The sequence below is a fragment of the Nonomuraea deserti genome (assembly GCF_004348685.1).
GTDB classification, from domain to species: Bacteria; Actinomycetota; Actinomycetes; order Streptosporangiales; family Streptosporangiaceae; genus Nonomuraea; species Nonomuraea deserti.
In genome coordinates, this window is sequence record NZ_SMKO01000203.1 from 1 (window position 1) to 19,571 (window position 19,571).

General features: G+C 70.5%; 20 protein-coding genes. 7 read left to right on the top strand and 13 right to left on the bottom strand.

The genetic code is table 11. From position 1 onward, the window contains the following. Nucleotides 1-1,164 precede the first annotated feature (1,164 nt). From E1292_RS42240 to E1292_RS42280, 9 genes are all read right to left on the bottom strand, one after another. Complete coding sequence (locus tag E1292_RS42240; protein WP_132604990.1) at nucleotides 1,165-2,481, bottom strand: lipopolysaccharide biosynthesis protein; 1,317 nt, start codon at nucleotides 2,479-2,481, stop codon at nucleotides 1,165-1,167. Next, the gene (locus E1292_RS42245) at nucleotides 2,474-3,277 is read right to left on the bottom strand and encodes a polysaccharide deacetylase family protein (protein ID WP_132604992.1); all 804 of its coding nucleotides are present in this window, start codon (nucleotides 3,275-3,277) and stop codon (nucleotides 2,474-2,476) included. Before E1292_RS42245 ends, E1292_RS42240 begins: the two co-directional genes overlap by 8 nt. After that, complete coding sequence (locus E1292_RS42250) at nucleotides 3,274-4,215, bottom strand: glycosyltransferase family 2 protein (protein ID WP_132604994.1); 942 nt, start codon at nucleotides 4,213-4,215, stop codon at nucleotides 3,274-3,276. Before E1292_RS42250 ends, E1292_RS42245 begins: the two co-directional genes overlap by 4 nt. Nucleotides 4,216-4,226: 11 nt before the next feature. Next, the gene (locus E1292_RS42255) at nucleotides 4,227-5,060 is read right to left on the bottom strand and encodes a glycosyltransferase family 2 protein (RefSeq protein ID WP_132604996.1); all 834 of its coding nucleotides are present in this window, start codon (nucleotides 5,058-5,060) and stop codon (nucleotides 4,227-4,229) included. Between the two features lie 147 nt (nucleotides 5,061-5,207). Beyond that, nucleotides 5,208-6,185, bottom strand: coding sequence for a GNAT family N-acetyltransferase (locus tag E1292_RS42260; protein WP_342775769.1), 978 nt, complete (start codon nucleotides 6,183-6,185; stop codon nucleotides 5,208-5,210). Nucleotides 6,186-6,331: 146 nt separating this feature from the next. Beyond that, nucleotides 6,332-6,700, bottom strand: a complete 369-nt coding sequence (locus E1292_RS42265; RefSeq protein ID WP_132505619.1) for a hypothetical protein — start codon at nucleotides 6,698-6,700, stop codon at nucleotides 6,332-6,334. Between the two features lie 292 nt (nucleotides 6,701-6,992). Then, nucleotides 6,993-8,555, bottom strand: a complete 1,563-nt coding sequence (locus E1292_RS42270; RefSeq protein WP_165975020.1) for a sigma-70 family RNA polymerase sigma factor — start codon at nucleotides 8,553-8,555, stop codon at nucleotides 6,993-6,995. 212 nt (nucleotides 8,556-8,767) lie between these two features. Beyond that, nucleotides 8,768-10,447 (bottom strand): substrate-binding domain-containing protein, encoded by a 1,680-nt coding sequence (locus tag E1292_RS42275; protein WP_132605002.1) that lies wholly within the window; start codon nucleotides 10,445-10,447, stop codon nucleotides 8,768-8,770. Between the two features lie 227 nt (nucleotides 10,448-10,674). Then, complete coding sequence (locus tag E1292_RS42280; protein WP_246090713.1) at nucleotides 10,675-11,229, bottom strand: cation diffusion facilitator family transporter; 555 nt, start codon at nucleotides 11,227-11,229, stop codon at nucleotides 10,675-10,677. 226 nt (nucleotides 11,230-11,455) lie between these two features. On the opposite strand from E1292_RS42280, the gene E1292_RS42285 reads away from it, so the two are divergent. The 5 genes from E1292_RS42285 to E1292_RS42305 all read left to right on the top strand — a co-directional run bounded on the left by E1292_RS42285 (nucleotide 11,456) and on the right by E1292_RS42305 (nucleotide 15,215). Then, entirely contained in the window at nucleotides 11,456-12,226 is a 771-nt protein-coding gene (locus E1292_RS42285; RefSeq protein WP_132605006.1) for a DUF4184 family protein, read from the top strand. Next, nucleotides 12,219-13,031: a TrmH family RNA methyltransferase gene (locus E1292_RS42290; RefSeq protein WP_132605008.1), complete on the top strand. Its 813-nt coding sequence runs from the start codon at nucleotides 12,219-12,221 to the stop codon at nucleotides 13,029-13,031. Before E1292_RS42285 ends, E1292_RS42290 begins: the two co-directional genes overlap by 8 nt. A gap of 81 nt (nucleotides 13,032-13,112) precedes the next feature. Continuing rightward, nucleotides 13,113-13,379 (top strand): DUF4235 domain-containing protein, encoded by a 267-nt coding sequence (locus tag E1292_RS42295; RefSeq protein WP_132605010.1) that lies wholly within the window; start codon nucleotides 13,113-13,115, stop codon nucleotides 13,377-13,379. 52 nt (nucleotides 13,380-13,431) lie between these two features. After that, a complete protein-coding gene (locus tag E1292_RS42300) occupies nucleotides 13,432-14,562 on the top strand; it encodes a sensor histidine kinase (protein WP_246090715.1) in 1,131 nt (376 codons plus the stop codon). Then, complete coding sequence (locus E1292_RS42305) at nucleotides 14,559-15,215, top strand: response regulator (protein ID WP_220447326.1); 657 nt, start codon at nucleotides 14,559-14,561, stop codon at nucleotides 15,213-15,215. The genes E1292_RS42300 and E1292_RS42305 overlap by 4 nt, the downstream gene beginning before the upstream one ends. Here E1292_RS42305 and E1292_RS42310 read toward each other — a convergent pair. After that, nucleotides 15,205-15,867, bottom strand: a complete 663-nt coding sequence (locus E1292_RS42310) for a DUF2306 domain-containing protein (protein WP_132605012.1) — start codon at nucleotides 15,865-15,867, stop codon at nucleotides 15,205-15,207. The genes E1292_RS42305 and E1292_RS42310 overlap by 11 nt on opposite strands. Before the next feature lie 178 nt (nucleotides 15,868-16,045). Here E1292_RS42310 and E1292_RS42315 point away from each other — a divergent pair, with 178 nt between their 5' ends. Continuing rightward, complete coding sequence (locus E1292_RS42315; protein ID WP_132605014.1) at nucleotides 16,046-17,035, top strand: NAD(P)-dependent alcohol dehydrogenase; 990 nt, start codon at nucleotides 16,046-16,048, stop codon at nucleotides 17,033-17,035. A gap of 113 nt (nucleotides 17,036-17,148) precedes the next feature. Here the strand turns inward: E1292_RS42315 and E1292_RS42320 are convergent, their stop codons facing one another. Continuing rightward, a complete protein-coding gene (locus tag E1292_RS42320; protein WP_132605016.1) occupies nucleotides 17,149-17,445 on the bottom strand; it encodes a hypothetical protein in 297 nt (98 codons plus the stop codon). Between the two features lie 183 nt (nucleotides 17,446-17,628). After that, complete coding sequence (locus E1292_RS42325; RefSeq protein ID WP_246090716.1) at nucleotides 17,629-18,468, bottom strand: D-alanyl-D-alanine carboxypeptidase family protein; 840 nt, start codon at nucleotides 18,466-18,468, stop codon at nucleotides 17,629-17,631. Nucleotides 18,469-18,578: 110 nt separating this feature from the next. Between E1292_RS42325 and E1292_RS42330 the strand changes: the two genes are divergently transcribed. After that, nucleotides 18,579-18,770 (top strand): YegP family protein, encoded by a 192-nt coding sequence (locus E1292_RS42330; RefSeq protein ID WP_132605018.1) that lies wholly within the window; start codon nucleotides 18,579-18,581, stop codon nucleotides 18,768-18,770. Between the two features lie 171 nt (nucleotides 18,771-18,941). Here E1292_RS42330 and E1292_RS42335 read toward each other — a convergent pair. Then, the coding region (locus E1292_RS42335; RefSeq protein WP_132605020.1) for a helix-turn-helix transcriptional regulator at nucleotides 18,942-19,571 on the bottom strand (630 nt) is incomplete at its 5' end.

A 19,571-nucleotide genomic window follows, 5' to 3' on the forward strand; every position in this document is an offset into this window, starting at 1 on the left:
CCCCGCCACCGGGCGCCCCGCCACCGGGCGCCCCGCCACCGGGCGCCCCGGTATGAGGGCTCCCCGCTGCGGGCGGCGCTCCAGCGTTCGGGTTCCCGCCGTGAGGGATTCCCCCTGCGGGTGGCGCACCGATGCTCGGGTTGCCGGTGTGGGGGCTTCCCGCTGCGGGTGACGCTGAGGTGTTCGGGTTGCCGCCGTAAGGGCTGTCCGTGGCCGGGGCCGTGGCGGGTTGCGCTGAAATGTTCGGGTTGCCGGTGGGAGGGCTTCCCGCAGCGGGACCTGTGGCGGGCGGCGCCGCGCCACCCGGGTTCCCGCCGTGCGCTCCGGGTTGGGCCCCACCGGCCGGTCCCGGATGCCCGGACGGCTGAGCACCGCCGGCCGGCTGTGTCCGGGCAGACTGGGGACCGCTCGCGGATTGCGGGCGGTCAGCGGGCTGTGAACCGCCGGCCGGTTTCGTCCCACCGGCAGCCTGCGGCTTACCTGCACCCTTCGAGGTATCGGCGCCCGGCGATGTACCGGCGCCCTGTGCGCCTCCGGTCGGCTGTGTGCCGCCGGACGGCTTCTCCTCGGACGGTCGTGGGCCGGTGGCGGGCTTCGTTCCACTGGACGGCTGCGACCCGCTGGCCGGTGGGGCGGTGGCGGCGGACTGCGCCGCGCCGGACGGTCGTGTCCCCCCAGATGCCTGCGAACCGCCGTACGGTTTCGTCCCTGCGGAAGTCCGCGATCCCGCCGACGCCTGCGAACCGCCGGACGCCTGCGAACCGCCGGACGCCTGCGAACCGCCGGACGGTTGAGACCCTCCGGACGGTTGAGACCCTCCGGAGGGCGGAGCGTCGCCGGCGGGTGGGGGGCGGAGCGCAGGGCTGGTCGAGGCGGTCTCCGGCGAGGAGCCCACGTCGCCCTTCCCCGGCGGGGGTGTCACCGGGAGGCGGATGGCCGTGGTGCGGTCGGAGCCGGGCTCGGCGGCGCTCTCAGCGGTCTCCGCCTCGGTCTCCTCAGACGTGCCGGAGCCCTCATCAGGGGGCTCGAACGTCAGCTTCGGGATGATCCCGGTAGCTTCCGGATCGAAGGGCACGTCTGAGTCCTCCTTGTCCCCGCGCGCATCCGGGGAGCCCGTGGTCCCCGGTGTCACGCCATTGCTGTCCCGTTGCCTCGCGTTGACCATCATGCGGTTCCGGACGACCCCTGAGTGACAGCCGGTCGACCTGTATCGCCGAATCCGAGAATCTTACGCAGATTTCCGAAGATCAACAGCGCCACGAGGAGCTCGCTGGCCAGCAGACCGTATCCCACCGCGTTCACCCCTGCGAAGGGGAACAGCGCGAGCGTGGACACCAGCACCAGGACGGCCAGCCCGATCTGGACGACGGCCAGCGTGCGCGCCTTGCTCTGGGAGCGCAGCGCGCTCAGGTAGACCTCGATCAGCACCCGGGGCAGTACGGCGAGCGCCATGAGCCGCAGCAGCGTCGTGCCCTCGGCGGCGAAGGCGGGCCCGAAGACGGTCAGGATGAGCGGAGCCCCGGCGATCGCCACCGCGATGATCGGAATGACGATCATGAAGGCGCGCCGCAACGCCCGCCGGCAGTTCTCCGCCAGCTGGGACCGGTCGAACGAGCCCTCGACGGTCAGCGACACCGCCATGTTCATGGCCAGCAACTCGATCATGCTGGCCAGGGTGTGCGCCATGGAGAAACGCCCGAACGTGGCCTCGCCCACCTGGGTGGCGATCACCACGGGGACCAGGTAGACGATGGCCAGGATCGACAGCGTCCCGGGGAAGTCGCCGGCCAGGAACCTTCCAATTTCGCGCAGACGAGGAGGCTGCTGCTCCGCGTCGGCCTGCCTGGTGTGCCGGGGCACCACGACGCCGAAGATCAGGAAGTTGATCGGGATCAGGGCGAGCGCGGTCGGGACGACCCAGGAGACGAAGATGCCGCCCGAGGGCAGCGCGCCGGCGAGCGCGACCAGCAGCCCCATCTTGACCAGGCCGAAGATCAGGTTGTTCAGCGGCACGAACGGGGCCCTGCGCAGGCCGGTCAGCACGACGTCCTGGAGGGTGAACACCGCCCACACCACCACGGACGCCAGGAAGAACAGCCCGGGCCCGAATCCGGCCAGCACCGAATAGGTCTCGCCCCACAGCGGCAGCGTCAGCAGGAAGCCGACCGCGGCGACCCCGCCCGTGGCGGCGGCCAGGCCGTACCCGCGCAGGATGAGCTCGGGCGTGCGGCGGCCGGCCACCGGCAGGTAGCGGGCGAGCGCTCCGACGAACCCGAGCGCGACCAGCGACGCGAACAACCGCATCGCCGTGATCACCGCCTGGCCGCGGCCGAACTCGTCGGGGGAGTAGTAGTGGGCGGCCAGCAGCCAGTAGCCCATGCCGAGCACGCCGGTGATGACGGTGTTCGCCATGAGCGCGTAACCCTGCCGGAACAGCGGGTTGCGCAGGTCGACGAGGATCCGTCCCCAGACCCTAGACATTGCCGCGCACCCGTTGCAGCCCGTACCTCGTCCTGCGCACGACGGCGTAGCCCTTGGTGAGGATGCGCTCGCGCATGTAGATGAGAGGTACGGCGGTGCCTTCGACGGCGCGCTTGAACATGTTGATGGTCGTGCCCTTGCCGACCGTCAACCGGGGGATGGCCAGCATGTCGTGCCGGTCCGCGGCGATCGTGTTGCTGACGGCGCAGGCGGCGAAGTAGCCGGCCTTGCGCACCTCGCGGCGGACGCGGGCGCTGGAGTAGCCGTAGGGGTAGGCCATGGTGGCGACCGGCGCGCCGATCTTCTCCTCGAGCAGGCCCTTGTTCCTGCGCAGCTCCTGCCGGAGGTCCTCGGTGCGGAGCTGGTCGAGCTGGGGGTGGCTGTGGCTGTGGCCGCCGATCTCGATGCCGGTCTGCGCGGCCTCGCGGGCCTGGCCCCAGGACAGCATGTCGTCGAGCGGCCTGCCCGCCGCGTCGTTGCCCGCGTCGGACACCCAGCCGCTGGTCAGGAAGACCGTGGCGGGGAAGGTGTAGCGCTCGAGCAGCGGCAGCGCGTGGCTGTGGAAGTCGGCGTAGCCGTCGTCGAAGGTCACGACGACCGGCTTGTCGGGCATCGAGCGGCCGTTGTTCTTGTTGAGCGAGGCCACCAGGTCGCCCAGCGTGAGCGGGGTGAAGCCGTTCTCCGACAGGTAGGCCAGCTGTTCGGCCAGGTCGGAGGGCCGCACCGCGTGCGGCCTGGTCTCGTCGTTGGGGCTGTCGGTGACCGAGTGGTACATCAGGATCGGGACGCGGATCATGAGCGTGCCACCTTCAGCCGTGCCGTGCCGACCACGTAGCCCCAGGTCGTCCAGGCCAGTCCGATCACGATCGCGGCGGCCCGGCCGAGCCCGCCCACGTCGCCCCGCAGGGCCTCGCCGACTCCGCGCAGCGCGCCGAGCGGGAGGGTCTTGATCGCGTGCGCCCGCTCGCTGGCGAGCCCGTCCTGGGTGCCGACCTCCTGCGTCACCAGGGCCTTCGACAGGCCCTCCGCGTAGCACCTGGACCGGAAGTAGGCGAAGCCCTCGCGCTGCTTCGACACCTTGTGCCCGATCACCGCGCGCGGCTCGAACAGCATGACGGAGCCGGGTTTGCGCTGGGTCAGCCGGATGCAGAACTCGGTCTCCTCGCAGCCCAGGGGCCGCGACTTGCGCCCCTGGACGCTGCGCCCGATGCCGCTGTGGAAGCCGCCCACCTCGGACACGACGTCGCGCAGGAAGGCGGCGTTGCCGCCCATCACGTTGCGGATCGGCGCCCTGACCGCGGGCATGCCGCGGTAGGTGCAGCCGACCGTCCAGTCGAACTCGTACGGGAACCACCGCGGCCGCCTGCCGGACGCCCACAACGGGTCCGTGCGACCGCCCACTCCCACCACGCCGGGTTCCTGGAAGCCCTCCTCCAAAGCCTCCAGCCACCCGGCGTCGGCGACGGCGTCGTCGTCGAGGAACGCGACGATCTCACCGTTGGCCGTGGCGACCCCGGTGTTCTTGCCTCCGGACAACCCCTGCTCGTGCGTGTTCTCCACCACGATGGCCTGTGGATATTCGCGCTTGAGCTTGAGGTGCAGGTCGGGGTTGTGGTCGACCACCAGGATCAGCTCGTGGGCCGGGCGGGTCTGGTTCGCGACCGACTCGACTGCCTGCCTGATGTCCTCCCACCGGTCCTCGGTGTAGACGCAGATGACAACAGACGTGTTCACAACGGTCCTTTTTATGCGACGCCTCGGTCAGCGGCAGGAGTGGCGGTGGGCTCGGGCTGGGGCGGAGAGGGCTGGCGGCGCCACTCCTTCAGGATGGTCTTGAGCACACGGAAACCATCTCGTACGACGTGCAGGTTGCTCTCGCCGTGGATGCGGTTACGCTCGTGACTCGGCACCTCGTGCACCTTCAGCCCGGCCTTGGCCGCGCGCACGTTCATCAGCGTCTCCACCTCGAAGCCGTCGCAGTCGAGGTCGAGCACGTCGAGGTGGCGCGCCCAGAAGGCGTTGTAGCCGTAGCACAGGTCGGTGTACTGGGTGCGGTACATCACGTTGACGATGCCGGTGAGGACCTTGTTGCCCAGACGGCGGTTGAGCGTCAGGTCGTCGCTGCCGCCGCCGGCGGCGTAGCGCGAGCCCTTGACGAAGTCGGCGCCGGTGACCAGCGCGCCCACGAAGTTGATGATCTCGCGGCCGTCGGTCGAGCCGTCGGCGTCGATCATCACGATGATGTCGCAGGTGCACGCCGCGAAACCGGCGGCCAGGGCGTCGCCCTTGCCCTTGCCCGTCTGGGTCACGACCTTCACGTTGGGCCGCAGCCGCCTGGCCACGGCGACCGTGTCGTCGACGGAGTTGCCGTCGACCAGCACGATCTCGTCGACCCACTGCGGGATGGTGGCGAAGACGTGCGGCAGGTTCTCGGCCTCGTTCATCGCGGGCACGACCACGCTCACCGTCGGTGAGATGGCCAGGTGCGGCGTGACGGGCGTGAAGCTCGACGGTGGCGGCATGGAGCGCAGGGGTCCGGACTGGAGCTTGCCGTTGTGCTTGGTTATCTCGGGACTCATGGCGAGGGAAATCCTTCCGGGACCCCGCCGTGCGAACCGGACGAGGTCATCCCCGGGTGCTGCGGGAATGACGAAACCGGTGGGCGGTGCATGGGGGTCCTGTGGAGAGTGAGGGTGTCGGTGTGCTGGTGCCGGGGGTGGGAGCGGTCAGCTCGCTCCCGATGCTTCCTTGACTACATTGGGTGACTCCTGCGGTTGCACGGAGGTGCGCACCCGACCAAAGCCCTTGAGGACACGGTCGGCCGCCTTATAAAGAGACGGTCGGTCCATGACAATTGTTCGGGCCTTGTTGAAAGGAGTTCGGCCGATCCAGTGCACCGCCGCGGTCGCGGACGGTCTCGAGATGCGGCCTTCGGCGACGTACAGGACCCCGCTCTTGAGCCAGTCTTTGTACTCCTTGCCGCCCTTGCCCATGTCGACCATGTGCAGCCCGTCGTTTGCGGCGGCCTCGGCCATCTGGAGGTGATGGACGATGCCCGGCGAATAACGGGCGAACTCGGTGTCGTAGGCGGGGAACCACCCTACAAGCGTGGTGGCCGTACGGAGGCCGAAATGTCCAGCCACGGGCACGTCGCCCGCGTAAAGCATGGTGAGCACGCCTCCGAAGTCGGATGACTTTTCGGCATGCATCATTTCCGTCAACTCGACGATCCACGGCTGGGCGAATCTGTCGACCCGGCCGGTCCTGCGGTATTGGTCCGATTTCCAGGCCAGCAGGGTGCGCAGCACCTCGGGATCGGCCGAGGCCCACGCGAGGCGCAGCTCTCCCTGCTCCCTGCCGAGCTTGCGCTCTTTGTAGCGGACGGTCTTGAGGTTCTTCGGTGAGTTGGCCTTGACCTGGTCGATCCAGGCCTCGAATCCCGAGGTGAAGTCCATGACCGGGGCCGGCCGGACATCCTGCTCGTAAGGGGCGAACGTGGGCTGCCCCGCCACCAGATGGTCGAAGTCGAACACGCTGAGCTTGCAGGCCCGCAGCAGCGTCTTGGCGTCGAGCTTCAGCTCCGGCGTGGCGATCAGGCCGTGGCAGGTGGTCAGGAAGCCGCCGAGTGGCTTGCCGATGCCGAAGCTGTGCCGTTCGTACGGGAAGAAGCCGGCGATGCCGGCGCCGTCGGAGATGACCGCCACCCTCACGTAGTCGCGCAAACGGTCCATCGCGACGGCGAACTCGACGGACAGGAACGGGTTGTCCAGACTCGGGTCTGCCTTCTGCAGCTCCCGCCACCGGGCGCGTTCGGAGTCTCCGAGGTCTCCCGGCCGAACTACCTGGATGTTCACCTTGCCCTGGCCCCCTGTTCGGTCTGCATGCTCTTCCCCCGGTACAACACGCGAAGCACGTACATGAACCCTCCGAGCACGGCGACGGTGGCCACACCGGCCCGCGGCGACCATGCGTTGAACAGCAGCATGGCCTCCGCGAGAAGCACGTTCAGTACGAGACTTGCGGCAGCCCCTACTGATAGTGCGGCAAGGGGATCACGATCACGCAACAGTCCCACCACTGCGGCCCCAGGAACGAACAGAAGGAACAGAGAGATCAAGAACGGGCGCAGCGGTGTCTCGATGTCGAACAATGCGACTATCGCCCCCGCTATGCAGGCGAACGCCAGCACCCACGCCAGCGCTCTGCGGTGCTTGAGCATCTCCTGTTTCTCTCCTGATCTTCCTGGTCGGGGCGCGTTTGATCGCAGTTCATGGGACCAATCAGCGCCTGGGCACGTCAATGCCGACGCTTGGTGACGCTGACCGGTTCACCCGCAGGCTGAGATTTCTCATGTGAACTTCAACACATGGTCAAGTGGTCTCCGGCCCCGGAGTGGTCCCCAAGCACACCAGAATGCCCTATGAGGCCTAGGATCTTCGAGCCAGGGCCCGAATTATGCCCAATTGTCGTCTAGTCCGCGATCTACCAGCGCTTGGCGCGAAGATTACTGTTCACCCATCCATGGTGTCCACGGAGGAGCTCTCCGCACCGGCGGTGGGCGTCTCCGGAGGCTCGGTGATGTCCGTGGGCGCATCGTCGTCCGGCGCGTCGGAGGCCGGCGGCCGCTGGTCGGCTGCCCAGGACAGCGAGCAGGACCTGGTGCCGCCGTTCGAGGTGAAGGCCACGCGGCCGCTGCCGGATGCGGTCGGATCGACGACCGTCACCACCACCCGCACGGAGCCGCCCGCCTTGATGGACCCGCTCGCCGGGTGCACGTCCAGGCCCTGCGAGGCGGTGGCCACCCACGAGACCGCGGCGTTGCGGGCGCTGAGCCCGATCCTGGCCAGGCCGTCCATGCCGTCCGGGCAGGACGCGACGAGCTTGGGGCCGGGCGCGGGCCTGCGGCGGGAGGCCGTGGGAACGGGGGCAGGCCTGGTACGGGGCCGCGTGGCGACCGGCCGCCCGCTCGGCGTGCGCCTGTCCGGCCGGGTCGCGCTCCGTGTCGGCGTCGGCGAGGGCGTGGGCTCGTCCTCGTCCTCCTCCACAACGGGCTCAGGAGAGGGGCTCTCCGCCACGGAGAGCGTGGGGGAGGGCGCCGGCGGCAGCGCGGTGCGGCTCGAGACGTCCCGGCCGTTGATCACGACCACGGCGCCCGTCGCGGCCAGCAGGCAGGCCCCGGCCAGCGCCACCGGCGCCAGCCGGCGCGGCCTGCGCCGGCGCGAGCGGCCCTCGGCGGCCACGGGGAACCCCGTCCGGTCGAAGGTGTCGCCGCGATCGGTGATCAACGTACGGGTCTGGTCGCGCTCCGGGTTGACGCACGTGTCGACCACCCGGCGGCGCAGCGAGAGCGGCGCGAACGCGACCGGCACCATGTCCAGCAGTCGAAGGGCCGAGATCTGCCGGTGCCGGCCCTCGGTGCACACCTCGCACCCGCCGATGTGCCCCGACAGCCGCCGGCGCAGCAACGGGGTGAGCGGCCCTTCCCACGAGTCCACCATCGCCGACAGGTCAGGACAGTGCGCCCGTCCGGTCCTGGCCAGCACCACGGCGGCGGCGGCGTTCTCCAGGTGGTCGCGCGCGCGGCCCAGCCTGACGGTCACCTGGCGCGAGGTCAGCCCGAGCACCGCGCCCACCTCGGCCGGGGTCAGGCCGTGCCGCAGCGACAGCACCAGGACCTCGCGCTCGTTCCTGCTCAGCTCGCCCAGCGTCTCGTGGACCAGGTCGGCCAGCTCGGGGTCGTCGTGCTCGCCGGGCTCCGGCAGCGGCAGGCCCTCCACAGGAGTGCCGCTCCGGTGCGACATCCTGGCCTGCGCCTGGAACCTGGTCAGCGCGTACAGCCAGGCCCGCAGCCTGGCGGGCTCCCTCAGCCGCTCCACGCATCCTTGCGCGGTGACGAGCGCGTCGTGCACGGCGTCCCCGGCGACCTCTCGCTCCTCGATGAGGGAGCAGGCGTAGTCGTGCAGCCGCTCGCCGTAGGAGTCGTACAGCCTGGCGGGGGCGTCGGTGTCCGCGCGCCGCAGAGCCTCAACGAGCTCCTGATCGTCGGTTCGGTCGACGGTCGGCCATCCAGGCACGGATTCCCTCCCCGCGGGTCGTACGGGCACTCAGCCCCACGCGGAGAGGACGCCGCCCCGTTCGGGCTGGTTCGCCCGCCATGCCCAACGGTTATGGGCGCGCTCATGGCCTCACGCGTTCGGCGGGCTCGGTCGCCCGATGCCGCCGTCTTCCCCCGCCCTGGTCGCTGCGCTCCCGCCGCTCCTCCAGACGACGGCACTCCCTCGCGGGTTCAGCCGTCGCAGTTGGGGGAGCAGAGGCGGCGTTCCATGCCCTGCAGGAAGAAGTCGCGGACCTGCAGGATGTCCTTGGCGATGTACGCCTCGCCGCCCGTGGCCTTGGCCAGCGCGTCCATCTGCCGCTTGCCCTTCTCGGCCTCCGGGCCGAACGCGATGAGCAGGATGCTGATGGGCCGCTTCGGGTTGTAGGTCTTCTGCAGGTACCGCAGGATCTCGGCGTTCTTGACGCCGCCGTCGGGATCGTCGTTCCCGGCGCCGTCGGTGAGGATCAGCAGCGTGTTGATCTTGTCTTGCCGGAACGTCTTGGTCAGCTCCGCGTAGGCGGCCCTGATCGTGTCGTTCAGCCCGGTGTCGCCCGTGGGCTTCGCCTCGATCTGGGAGAACGTCGTGGCCAGCGCCTCCTTGCGGAGCGACCCGTCGATCGACTCGGAGAGCGGCCCGACGGAGACGAGTTCCTTCCAGTCCTTGTTCCGTCCGTCCAGGTGCGTGGAGAACGTCCACAGACCCACCTCGGAGTCGGCGGGGAAGAGGCCGAGTCCCTCGGTCGCGATCTTGTTGATGGCCTGCATGCGGGTCATGTTCGTGCCGGGCACGGGCAGCGCCATCGTCCCCGAGACGTCGAGCAGGGTGAGCAGCCGGGAGCCGAGGTTCAGCCTGGACCAGGTCTGCACCATCCTGGCCACGGTCGCGGTGTCGGGCGGCTCCAGCGCGGTCGGCGGGTCGGGGGTGAAGCCCTTCTCCTCCGACAGCGCGTCGCCCGCCTTGCCGTCGGTGCCGCGGAACCCGGCGGCGCGCAGGATCTTCCCGGCCGACTCCGTGGTCAGGTTCTGCTTGAAGTCCGCCGCCGCCTTCAGCACCGCAGGGTCCTTGGCCAGGATCGTGACGGGGTAGTCGAGGCTGAGCGTGCCCTCCTTCGGATAGAGCGCCACCACCGGCGCCTCCGGCTTCTTGGCGTTGTGGGCGTAGATGGCCTGCTCGGAGGTCACCCCGACGGGCACCCTGCTGGACTTCACCGTGAGGCTGGCCAGCAGCGCCGTCGAGTCGGGCGCGAGCTGGCCGGACAGCTCCTTCAGCGCGCCCACAAGCGCCTTGTCCTGCTTGGCCTCCCTGGCCGTGCCGGCGGCGGCCAGCAGCGCGGCCAGCCCGGCGGAGTTCTTCTGGGGGTCGAGGGCCAGCACGCGTACCTTCTTGCCGGGCCCGTCCACGTTCGCGACGTTCGCCGCCGCGATCATCGCGCTCCAGCTCGGCTGCAGGGTGCCGGTGAGCTTCGGCGCGGCCGACTCGGCCGCCGCCAGCACCACGGGAGAGGTCGCGATCGACCCCTCGACCTGCGGCAGCGCCTTGCCTCCCGAGGTCTGGCGCATGCTCTCCATCAGCAGGCTGGAGTCCGCCACCCAGAAGTCGGCCGTCACCTTGCCCGCGGCCAGCGCGTTCGCGGTCTTCGCCGCCGCCTCCTTGGCCACCGTCACCTCGACGCACTTGCTGTCGATCGAGTGCATGGCCTTGTTGTAGTTGCCGGCGATCTTGTTGAGCGCGGGGTGGATGTCGGGGGTCGCGACGACGCGCAGCGGCAGCTTGCCGCTGGAGCAGTCGTGGTTCCTGTTGAAGATGACGAACGCGGCGACGCCGAGGAGCACGGCCATCGCGACGGCGCCGGCCAGCGGGACGAGCACCCTGCCGCGACCGTTGGCGGATCGCTTGCGCGGGGGAGGAGGTTCGCTGGCTCTGTATCCGCCGTCGAGATCGTCTGTGCGGTGTCGCCCCACGATGCCCTCTTAGGTGTGTAGGAACCTTCCGGAGACCCTAGCGGGAGAAGCTCCGCAATACTCCGGGAACGATACTCGGTGCGGTCAGTGGGGTTAAACAGCCCTTTTGGTGCGACGATTACGCAGTGTTGCCTTCAATGGCAGCATGCGTGACCGCGCCAGGCGCGCCTTCCCTCGCGTACGGCGACCACCGCCAGAGCGACCGCGACGGCCGGGTCGACCCACCACCAGCCGACCGTGTTGAGCCACAGTCCGGCGAGCACGCCCGCCGCCATGGCGGCGCAGATGAGGTTCTGCGTGCCCTCGCCCGCCGTCGACGGCGACGCCAGCCGCGCGCCGAGCCGCCGCTTGGCGATGCCCAGCAACGGCATGCTGACCAGGCTGACGGCCGTCACCACGATCCCCAGCACGCTCGGCACCGCCCGGTGCCCGGCCCCCAGGTCGTACGCCACGTGGATGACCAGATAGGGCGCGAGCAGCCAGAAGCTCACCGCGACCGCCCGCCTGGCGGTGGTCTCCGCGCTCGGCGACAGCGTGCGGGCGCCGGTGAACCGCCACACCACGATCATGCTGGCCGCCGCCTCCACGACCGCGCACAGCCCCCATCCGATCAGCGCGACGGAGTGCGCCACGAGGCCCGCCGCCAGGCCGAGCGTGCTTTCCACGCCCAGCCAGGCGAGCGTAGCCACCGAGAGTGAGCGAGCCGCGCGAGCAGCGCGCAACCAGTCTGCTGACGCGGCCGGATGCTCACGAATCCGCTGGTCAGGCACCATGAACCCCCGAACTCCCGGCTATCCGGCCGTCGACAGCTTTACGTACCGTACCCACTACTGTCCGTGACTCCAGATCGTCCGGGCAAAGGATGTTCAAGGTTCAGCGCATAATGGGCGAAGATCGTCAGATGGGGGGAGACGATTGCCGTTCACGCCCAGTCACATGGCCGCGGTGGTGCCGCTGCTGGCATCCTCCAGGGTGCGCAGGTTCGCCGATCCGTGGGCGCTCGCGCTGGGGGCGATGGTGCCCGACCTTCCGTTGTTCCTGCCGTTCCTGCCCGACTACACCGACTGGCACTCCTGGTCGGGCGTGGTCACCCTCGACCTCGCCGCGGTGCTCGTGCTGCTGCCGCTGTTCCACGTCGTGTTCAGGGACCCGCTGGTCGCCCTGCTGCCGGCCGCGCTCGCCGGCCGCGCCGCGCTGCTGGCCCCCGAACGGCTCAGGCTCCTGCCGATGGCCGCGGGCGCGGTGATCGGCGCCGCCTCTCACGTGCTCTGGGACTCCTTCACCCACTCCACCGCGGCCGTGGAATGGGGCGGCTGGCTCGGGGTCCCCGTCTTGGGCGCGATCCCGTTCTTCCGCCTCCTGCAGTACGTCTCCTCCGCGATCGGGCTGGCCGTCGTCGCGTGGTGGTGTCGGCGCGGGCTGTCCAGGATGCCCGCCGCCCCGGTGCCCGACCGCCTCCGGATCTCGCCGCGCACACGGCGGTCGATCCTGACCGCGTGCGCGGCGGGCACGGCGGCGGGCGCCCTCCTGTGGCCGCTCGTGGACGAACCCAGCCCGGAACTGGGCGTCCCCAGCGTGCTCACCAAGACGGGCGTGGGCACCCTGATCGGTCTGTGCCTCGTCCTCACCTGCTACGCGGTCGGCTGGCAGGTCCGGCGGCGCATGACAGTATCGGAAGGTGCTTGAGTACGTCACCGACCCCGACGATCCGCGCCTGACCGACTACACCCGGCTCAGGGACGTGGAACTGCGCAAGAGCCTGGAGGCCGAGCGCGGGCTGTTCCTCGCCGAAGGCGAGAAGGTCATCAGGCGCGCCATCGGCGCCGGCTACCCGATCCGCTCGGTCCTGACCACGCGCCGCTGGCTGGCGCCGCTGGAGGACGTGCTCGGCGACGCCGCCGTCTACGTGGTCAGCGACGAGATCATGTCCGGCATCGCCGGCTTCCAGGTCCACCGCGGGGCGCTGGCCTCGATGGAACGCCTGCCCTTGCCCGGCGTCGAGACCCTGCTCAAGCAGGGTGGCCGGCGCCTGCTCGTCCTTGAGGACCTGGTCGACCACTCCAACGTGGGGGCGATCTTCAGGTCGGCGGCGGCGCTCGGCGTGGACGGGATCATCCTGTCGCCCCGGTGCGCGGACCCGCTCTACCGGCGGGCGGTCAAGGTGTCGATGGGGGCGGTGTTCTCGATCCCGTACGCGCGCATGGACGACTGGTTCGAGGGCTTGTCACAGCTGCGCGAGGCGGGCTACCAGACCCTGGCCCTCACCCCGGATCAGACCGCCGCCCCTCTAGACGGGTTCAGGGCCGCGAACCGGGTGGCGCTGCTGCTGGGCGCCGAGGGCGACGGGCTCTCGTCCCGCTGGCTGGAGGAGGCCGACCAGGCGGTGTGCATCCCCATGAGCGCCGAGGCCATGGCCGCCGGGGTCGACTCCCTGAACGTCGTGGCGGCCGCGGCCATCGCATGTCACGGGCTGATGCGCTCGTCCCGCTGACCTCCCGCTCCGTGTGGCACGGCCGGGATGCGTTTAAGACGCGCACACGGGGCACGGCGGAAACCGTCGTGAGGAGAAGAGATGCATCCTGTACAGAAGGCCACCTCGCTGGGGATGGGCGTGCTCAGCGGCGCGCTGGCGACCCTGCTGTTCCGTCGGATGTGGAAGCTGGCCGCGGGCGAGGACGACTCGCCGGACGCCGAGGACCTCGAGCGCGACCTGACAGAGATCCTGGTCGCCGCGGCCTTGCAAGGGGCGCTGTTCGGCCTGATCAAGGCGATCGTGCACCGGGCGAGCGCAAAGACGTTCCGGCGCAGGGCGATCCAGAGCCGGGCGGCGAAGGCCTGACGAACGCTCGCGGCCCGGTCCGCGGCGGGGCGGACTCTCGTACGATGAGGGCGTGCTTCGCTCCGTGTGGAACGAGCCCCCTCCCCCCAGCCCGCCCGCACGGGGCCGGCGGGACTGGGCGCTCGTAGGGGTGCTCGTATCGCTCGCCCTGCTCGAAGGAGCTGTGCGGCCGGACATGCCGTGGCGGGCCGTCTCGGTGATCGTCACCGTCGGGCTGGTGCCCACGCTGCTCTGGCGCAGGACCCGGCCGCTGCTGATGGTCGCGATCGCCTTCACCACCTCGAGCGTCGTCCCGCTGTTCATGGACGGCGGCCGCCCCGACGCCTACACGATGGTGTTCGTGCTGATCCTGGTCTATTCGCTGTTCCGCTGGGGGTCGGGGCGCGAGGTCGTGATCGGGCTGGCGGTCATGCTCCCCGGGGTGCACTTCTCGCTGGCCGGCGCGCCTCTCGCTCCCGCCGACGCCGTCGGCGCGTTCGCGGTGTTCTTCTCGGCCATGGCGCTCGGCGGGGCGCTGCGCTACCGGGCGAGGGCGCGGATGCGCGAGCTCGACCAGGTCAAGCTGCTCGAACGCGAACAGCTGGCCCGCGACCTGCACGACATCGTCGCCCACCACGTCTCGGCCATGGCGATCCGCGCCCAGGCGGGCCTGGCGACGGCGGTGACGCGACCGGAGGCCGCCACCGACGCGCTGCGCGTGATCGAGGCCGAGGCGACGCGCACCCTCGCCGAGATGCGCGCCATGGTGCGCGTCCTGCGCAGGAACGAGCCTGCGGAGCTGGCGCCCAGCCGGCACATCTCCGACCTCCGGCAGCTCGCCGGCAGCGCCCGCGTCGGCCCGTCCGTGGACGTGCGGCTCGCCGGTGATCTCGACGACCTCTCCCCGTCGGTCGGGGCCGCGATCTACCGCATCGCCCAGGAATCGATCACCAACGCGCGGCGGCACGCCCGCCACGCCACCCGCATCGAGGTCCTGGTGGCCGCCGACGACACGTCGGTCCGCTTACGGGTGAGCGACGACGGCGACACCGCCTCGCCGCGCCAGGTGGCCGCGCCCGGCTACGGGCTGCTCGGCATGATCGAGCGCGCCGACCTGCTCGGCGGCACCTGCGAGGCCGGCCCGGGCCCCGAACGCGGCTGGACCGTGACGGCCGTCCTGCCCAGGGTGGGGGCGGCGACGTGAACATCCGGGTGGTCGTCGCCGACGACCAGGAGATCGCGCGCACCGGGCTCAGGATGATCCTGGACGCCCAGCCGGACATCGAGGTCGTCGGCGAGGCCGGCGACGGGCGGCGGGCCGTCGAGCTCGCGCGCCGGTTACGCCCGGACGTGTGCCTGTTCGACATCCGCATGCCCCACCTCGACGGCATCGAGGCCACCCGTTCCGTCGCGGGGCCGGCCGTGGACGCCCCGCTGGCCGTCGTCGTCATCACCACGTTCGACCTCGACGAGTACGTCTACGCCGCGCTCAGGGCCGGCGCCCGCGGGTTCCTGCTCAAGGACGCCGGCCCCGACCTGCTCGGCCAGGCCGTGCGCGCCGCCGCGGGCGGCGACGCCCTCATCGCCCCGAGCGTCACCGCCCGGCTGCTCGCGGCCTTCGCCGACTCGGGACGCGGCACGCCGCCGGCGCAGCCCATCGAGGCGCTGACGGACCGCGAGGAGCAGATCCTGCTCACCGTGGCGCGCGGCCGGACGAACAGCGAGATCGCCGCCGAGCTGCACATCTCGCTCAGCACCGTGAAGAGCCACATCGCGAGCCTGATGACCAAGCTCGGCGTGCGCAACCGCGTCGAGATCGCCATGTGGGCCTACGAGACCCGCCGCGTCAGGCCCTGACCGGGCGGCCTGCCCGCCGCCTCCTGATGATCCGTTCGGCCACGGCGAGGTTGATCACCCAGCCGGCGCCCACGAGCAGTGCCCTGCCGATCTCATCAGGGGGCGCGGCCACGATCACGAACCAGAGCGCCTGCGTCACCGCCTGCGTGCCCGCGCCCAGGCCGAGCGCGTACGCGCGCGTCATCCAGGCGCGGTGGCGGGCGACGTCCCGGCGCAGGATCGCGGCGACGCCGAGCACCAGGGACCCGGCCATGACCGTCCCGAACGCGAGCCGGAACGCGGCGAGCAGGCCGCCGTCCCCTGGAGGCAGGGCGGAGAACAGCGTCAGCCACAGCCCGGTCACCGCCGCCACCAGCCCCAGCGGGACCAGGATCCTGCCGAGCACGCGATGCCGCCGCGGCCGCCACCGCCCACCGAACTGGAAGGCGCCCAGCAGGTTGTACAGGCAGGCGGCGACGATGTGCAGGGCCACGGGGAGCGGCGCGGCGAAGAACCGCGCGTTGTCCGGCGTGACGTCCGCGCCGCCGGTCAGCTCGGTCAGGCGGACCGCCCCCGCGAGGAGGGGAACGAAGCCGAGCGCGATCAGGCCGGTGCGCGCGGGCCAGGCCCTGCCTGCCCCGGGCCGCGTGAACGTCGTGCTCTCGTGCGTCATGCCCCGATCGTCGCCGCGCGAGCGGTCACGGTTCATCGCCTGAAGGGGCCGAACCCGGGCGTCCGAACGGCTGACGGCGAGGTCGTACTTTCGGCCGTTGAGCCCTCGTGCGGGTCTGTTCACACTGACGTTCGCGGTGGTACGCGACCGGCGCCACCAACGGCACGAGGAGCATCCCATGAAGGCTTTCGTTCTGCGCTCGTACGGCTCGCCCGACGTCCTGGAGCTCAAGGAGCTCGACAAGCCGGAGCCCGGCGACGACGAGGTGCTGGTCCGGGTGCGGGCCACCTCCGTCCAGCCCTACGACTGGCACCTGATGAGAGGCGAGCCGTTCGTCGCCCGCCTGGCCGGCGACCTCGGCCTGCGCGGACCTAAGATCACCGTCCTGGGCGCCGACGTGGCCGGCGAGGTGGCGGCGGTGGGCAGGAACGTGACGGAGTTCAGCCCGGGCGACGAGGTGTACGGGATGCCCAAGCAGGGCGGCTTCGCCGAATACGTCTGCGTTCCCGAGCGCGAGCTGGCGCCGAAGCCCAGGAACCTGTCGTACGAGGAGGCCGCGGCGGTGCCCCTGGCGGCCGGCACGGCCCTGCTGGCCGTGCGCGACCACGGGCAGGTGCAGCCGGGGCACAAGGTGCTCGTCAACGGGGCCTCGGGCGGCGTGGGCACGTTCGCCGTGCAACTCGCCCGCGCGTACGGCGCGGAGGTCACCGGCGTCTGCAGCTCGCGCAACGTGGACCTGGTGCGATCGATCGGCGCGGACAAGGTCATCGACTACACCGAGCAGGATTTCACGCGGAACGGGCAGCGCTACGACGTGCTGGTCGACATCGCGGGAAGCCGTCCGGGATCGGCCTGCCGGCGGGTGCTGACCGGCAAGGGGGCGCTCGTCGCCGTCGGGGGACAGGCGGGCCGGTGGCTGCAGCCCGCCGGGCACGTCTTCTCGGTGCTGGCGGCCGGGCCGTTCGTGTCCCAGCGGGTGTCGTCCGCGAACGTGGTGAGGTGCGAGGAGACCAAACGGAACCTGATGACGCTGACCGAGCTCATCGAGGGCGGCAGGGTCTCGCCGGTCATCGACCGGAGCTTCCCGTTCGAGCGCATCCCGGAGGCCGTCGCGTACCAGGAGGCCGGGCACGCCCCCGGCAAGGTCGTCATCACGGTCGGAGACTAGGACCGCGGGGCGGGGTCGTCACGGTGGTCGCTCGGGACCGCGGGGCGGGGTCGTCGTCACGGTCGCCGCCCAGGCCGTGGCTCGGCGCCGTCCGGCCTTCCGCCGTTCACCGCTCAGGTCCGCTCGTCGTTGAGCCAGTCGGGGCGACTGTCGGGGTCGGTGACGATCGGACGGCTCACGATGGCGCTGTCGAGGCCCGTCTCCCTGATGTGGCGTTCGAGCGCGGGAGCCTGCCACGCGGTCGTGATGAGCGTGAGCTCCCAGCTGATCTCGTCGGGGCGGGCGGTCGGGCGTGGCGTCTCGGCTATGTCGATCGACGTGGCCAGTCCCGCGCGGAGGATGCCGTTGGCCAGCACGGCCGCCCTTTCGTGGCCCTCGATCGTCGCGCGGACCTCGATGAATTCCGCCATGGTCATCCTTTTCGAGGGTTGGAGGCCCACCCTACTGTGCTGAGGCGCGAGGGTGCTGTGCCCCAGATCACCCCTAGCACTGCTAGACGTTCGGTCGTCGCTCGTCGGCTTCGCTGGAGCGTTCTTCACGGCGTCGCCTGCCCTGCCGGCCGGCAGGGCAGGCGACGCCGTGGACCGGACCGGTCAGGCGAGGGCGATCCGGTCGCCGGCGTAGTCGAGGAGCCGTTCGGCCGTGGTGAAGCGGCGCTCCGGCGAACTGCCGTTCAGCAGCACGCCCACGACCCGCTCGCCACCGCGCTCGCCCGCGAACAGCAGGCAGTATCCCGCCGCCCTCGTGTAGCCGGTCTTCACGCCCAGCACCCCGTCCGCGCGCGTGAGCAGCTTGTTGGTGTTGTGCCAGGTGTGCGCCCGGTGCACCTTCGTCCTGGCCACCTTGTGCACCGTACGCCTGACCACGGTCGTGAACGTGTCATCCGCCAGCGCCCGCTGGGCCAGCTGCGCCTGGTCGGCGGCGGTCGAGTAGCCGCCGTTGCCCGGGGTGGGCATGCCGTCGGCGTTGGTGTAGCGGGTGTCGTCCAGGCCGAGCGAGCGGGCGGTGCGGTTCATCTTGGCGACGAAGGCGGTCTTGCCCGGGCCGTAACGCCGTGCCAGGGCGTTGGCCGCGTCGGCGCCCGAGGGCAGCATGAGGGCGTACAGCAGGTCCCTGACCGTGAAGCGCTCGCCCTTGCGCAGGCCCGCCGTCGCGGCGCCGTTGCGCGCGGCGTACGTCACGTCGGTCGCGGAGATCCTGACCGTGTCGCTCAGCCGGGCCTCGCGCAGCACGACGTACGCGGTCATGATCTTGACGAGGCTGGCGACCGGCATCCGGCGCGTCTCGCGCTTGCCGAGGTGGACCGTCTCGGCCGAGTCGATGACGTACGCCGCCTTGGCCGCCACGGCGGGCGCGTCCGCCGCCACGGCAGGGGTGGCGACCCCGACCAGCACAGTGACCACGACAGAACCCATGAAACCGGCGATACGCATGGCAATCATGGTGTCAGGAGATCAAGGGTTCGTTTGCCTGACACGGCTATAGGTATGGATCAGGCACGGGTAAATCGTTGATAGATCCGATATGGCGGGGGGCGGCGGCCATGGCAGGCAGGTTCATCATCAGTAAGGACGAAGAGGGCGGTTTCCGCTTCGCGCTCGTGGCGAACAACGGGCAGACGCTCGCGGTCGGCGAGGGTTTCCCGACCAAGGTGGCCTGCGTGAACGGCATCGAGACCGTACGCAGGAACGCCCCGGAGGCCGTCATCGACGACCAGAGCGAGCAGAGCGCCTGAACACGATGCCCGACCAGCACCTTGCGGGGCACACCGGCAACAGCGGCTGGATCCGCGCTCACAACTCGTCCGGGACGATCCACGGCGGCCGGGTGCCCTCCTGCACAGAGATGATCAACAGCATTTCTAGATCATGTCCGAGGGGTTCACAGGCGGCGTGCGGGCTACTGATCATGCGCGCGTGTCTCGCTCCTTGGCCCAGACGGCGATCTGGGTGCGGGAGTTGAAGCCGAGCTTGTTCAGTATGTGCTCGACATGTCCCTCGGCGGTGCGCTGGGCTATCACCAGGGCGGCTGCGATCTCCTTGTTGCTCATCCCCTGCGCGACGAGCCGCGCTATCTCGGTCTCCCTGCGCGTCAGCGGCGACCACGACGCCTCCTCGCCGGGCGGCTCGTTCGCCGGGTCGGTCTCACCCAGGGCGAGAGCGATCCCCTCGTCGTAGGACAGCCCGGCACCTCGGCTGAAGGCCGCTTCGAATGCCGGCTTGCCCAGCGCCTCGCGGGCACGCGACTCGCATTCGCCGTGTTGGCGAATGACGAGCTTGTACCTGAACGGCAACATGTGGATGCCTTGTTCGTATCTCCGCAGGAATCCCAGCAGCGTGGCCGCCCGCCGGTGCTGCCCCTGACCGGCGGCGATCCACGCCAGCACCTCGATGTTGAACCTGTAGCCGCGCAGGTCGTCGATGGAGTGCTGGAAGCGCAGGCTCTCCCGCTCCAGCGCGGCCGCGCGCTGAGCGTCGCCCTGCAACCAGAGCGCGACGCCGAGCACCGTCTTGCCGTAGGCCCTGACCCACCTGTC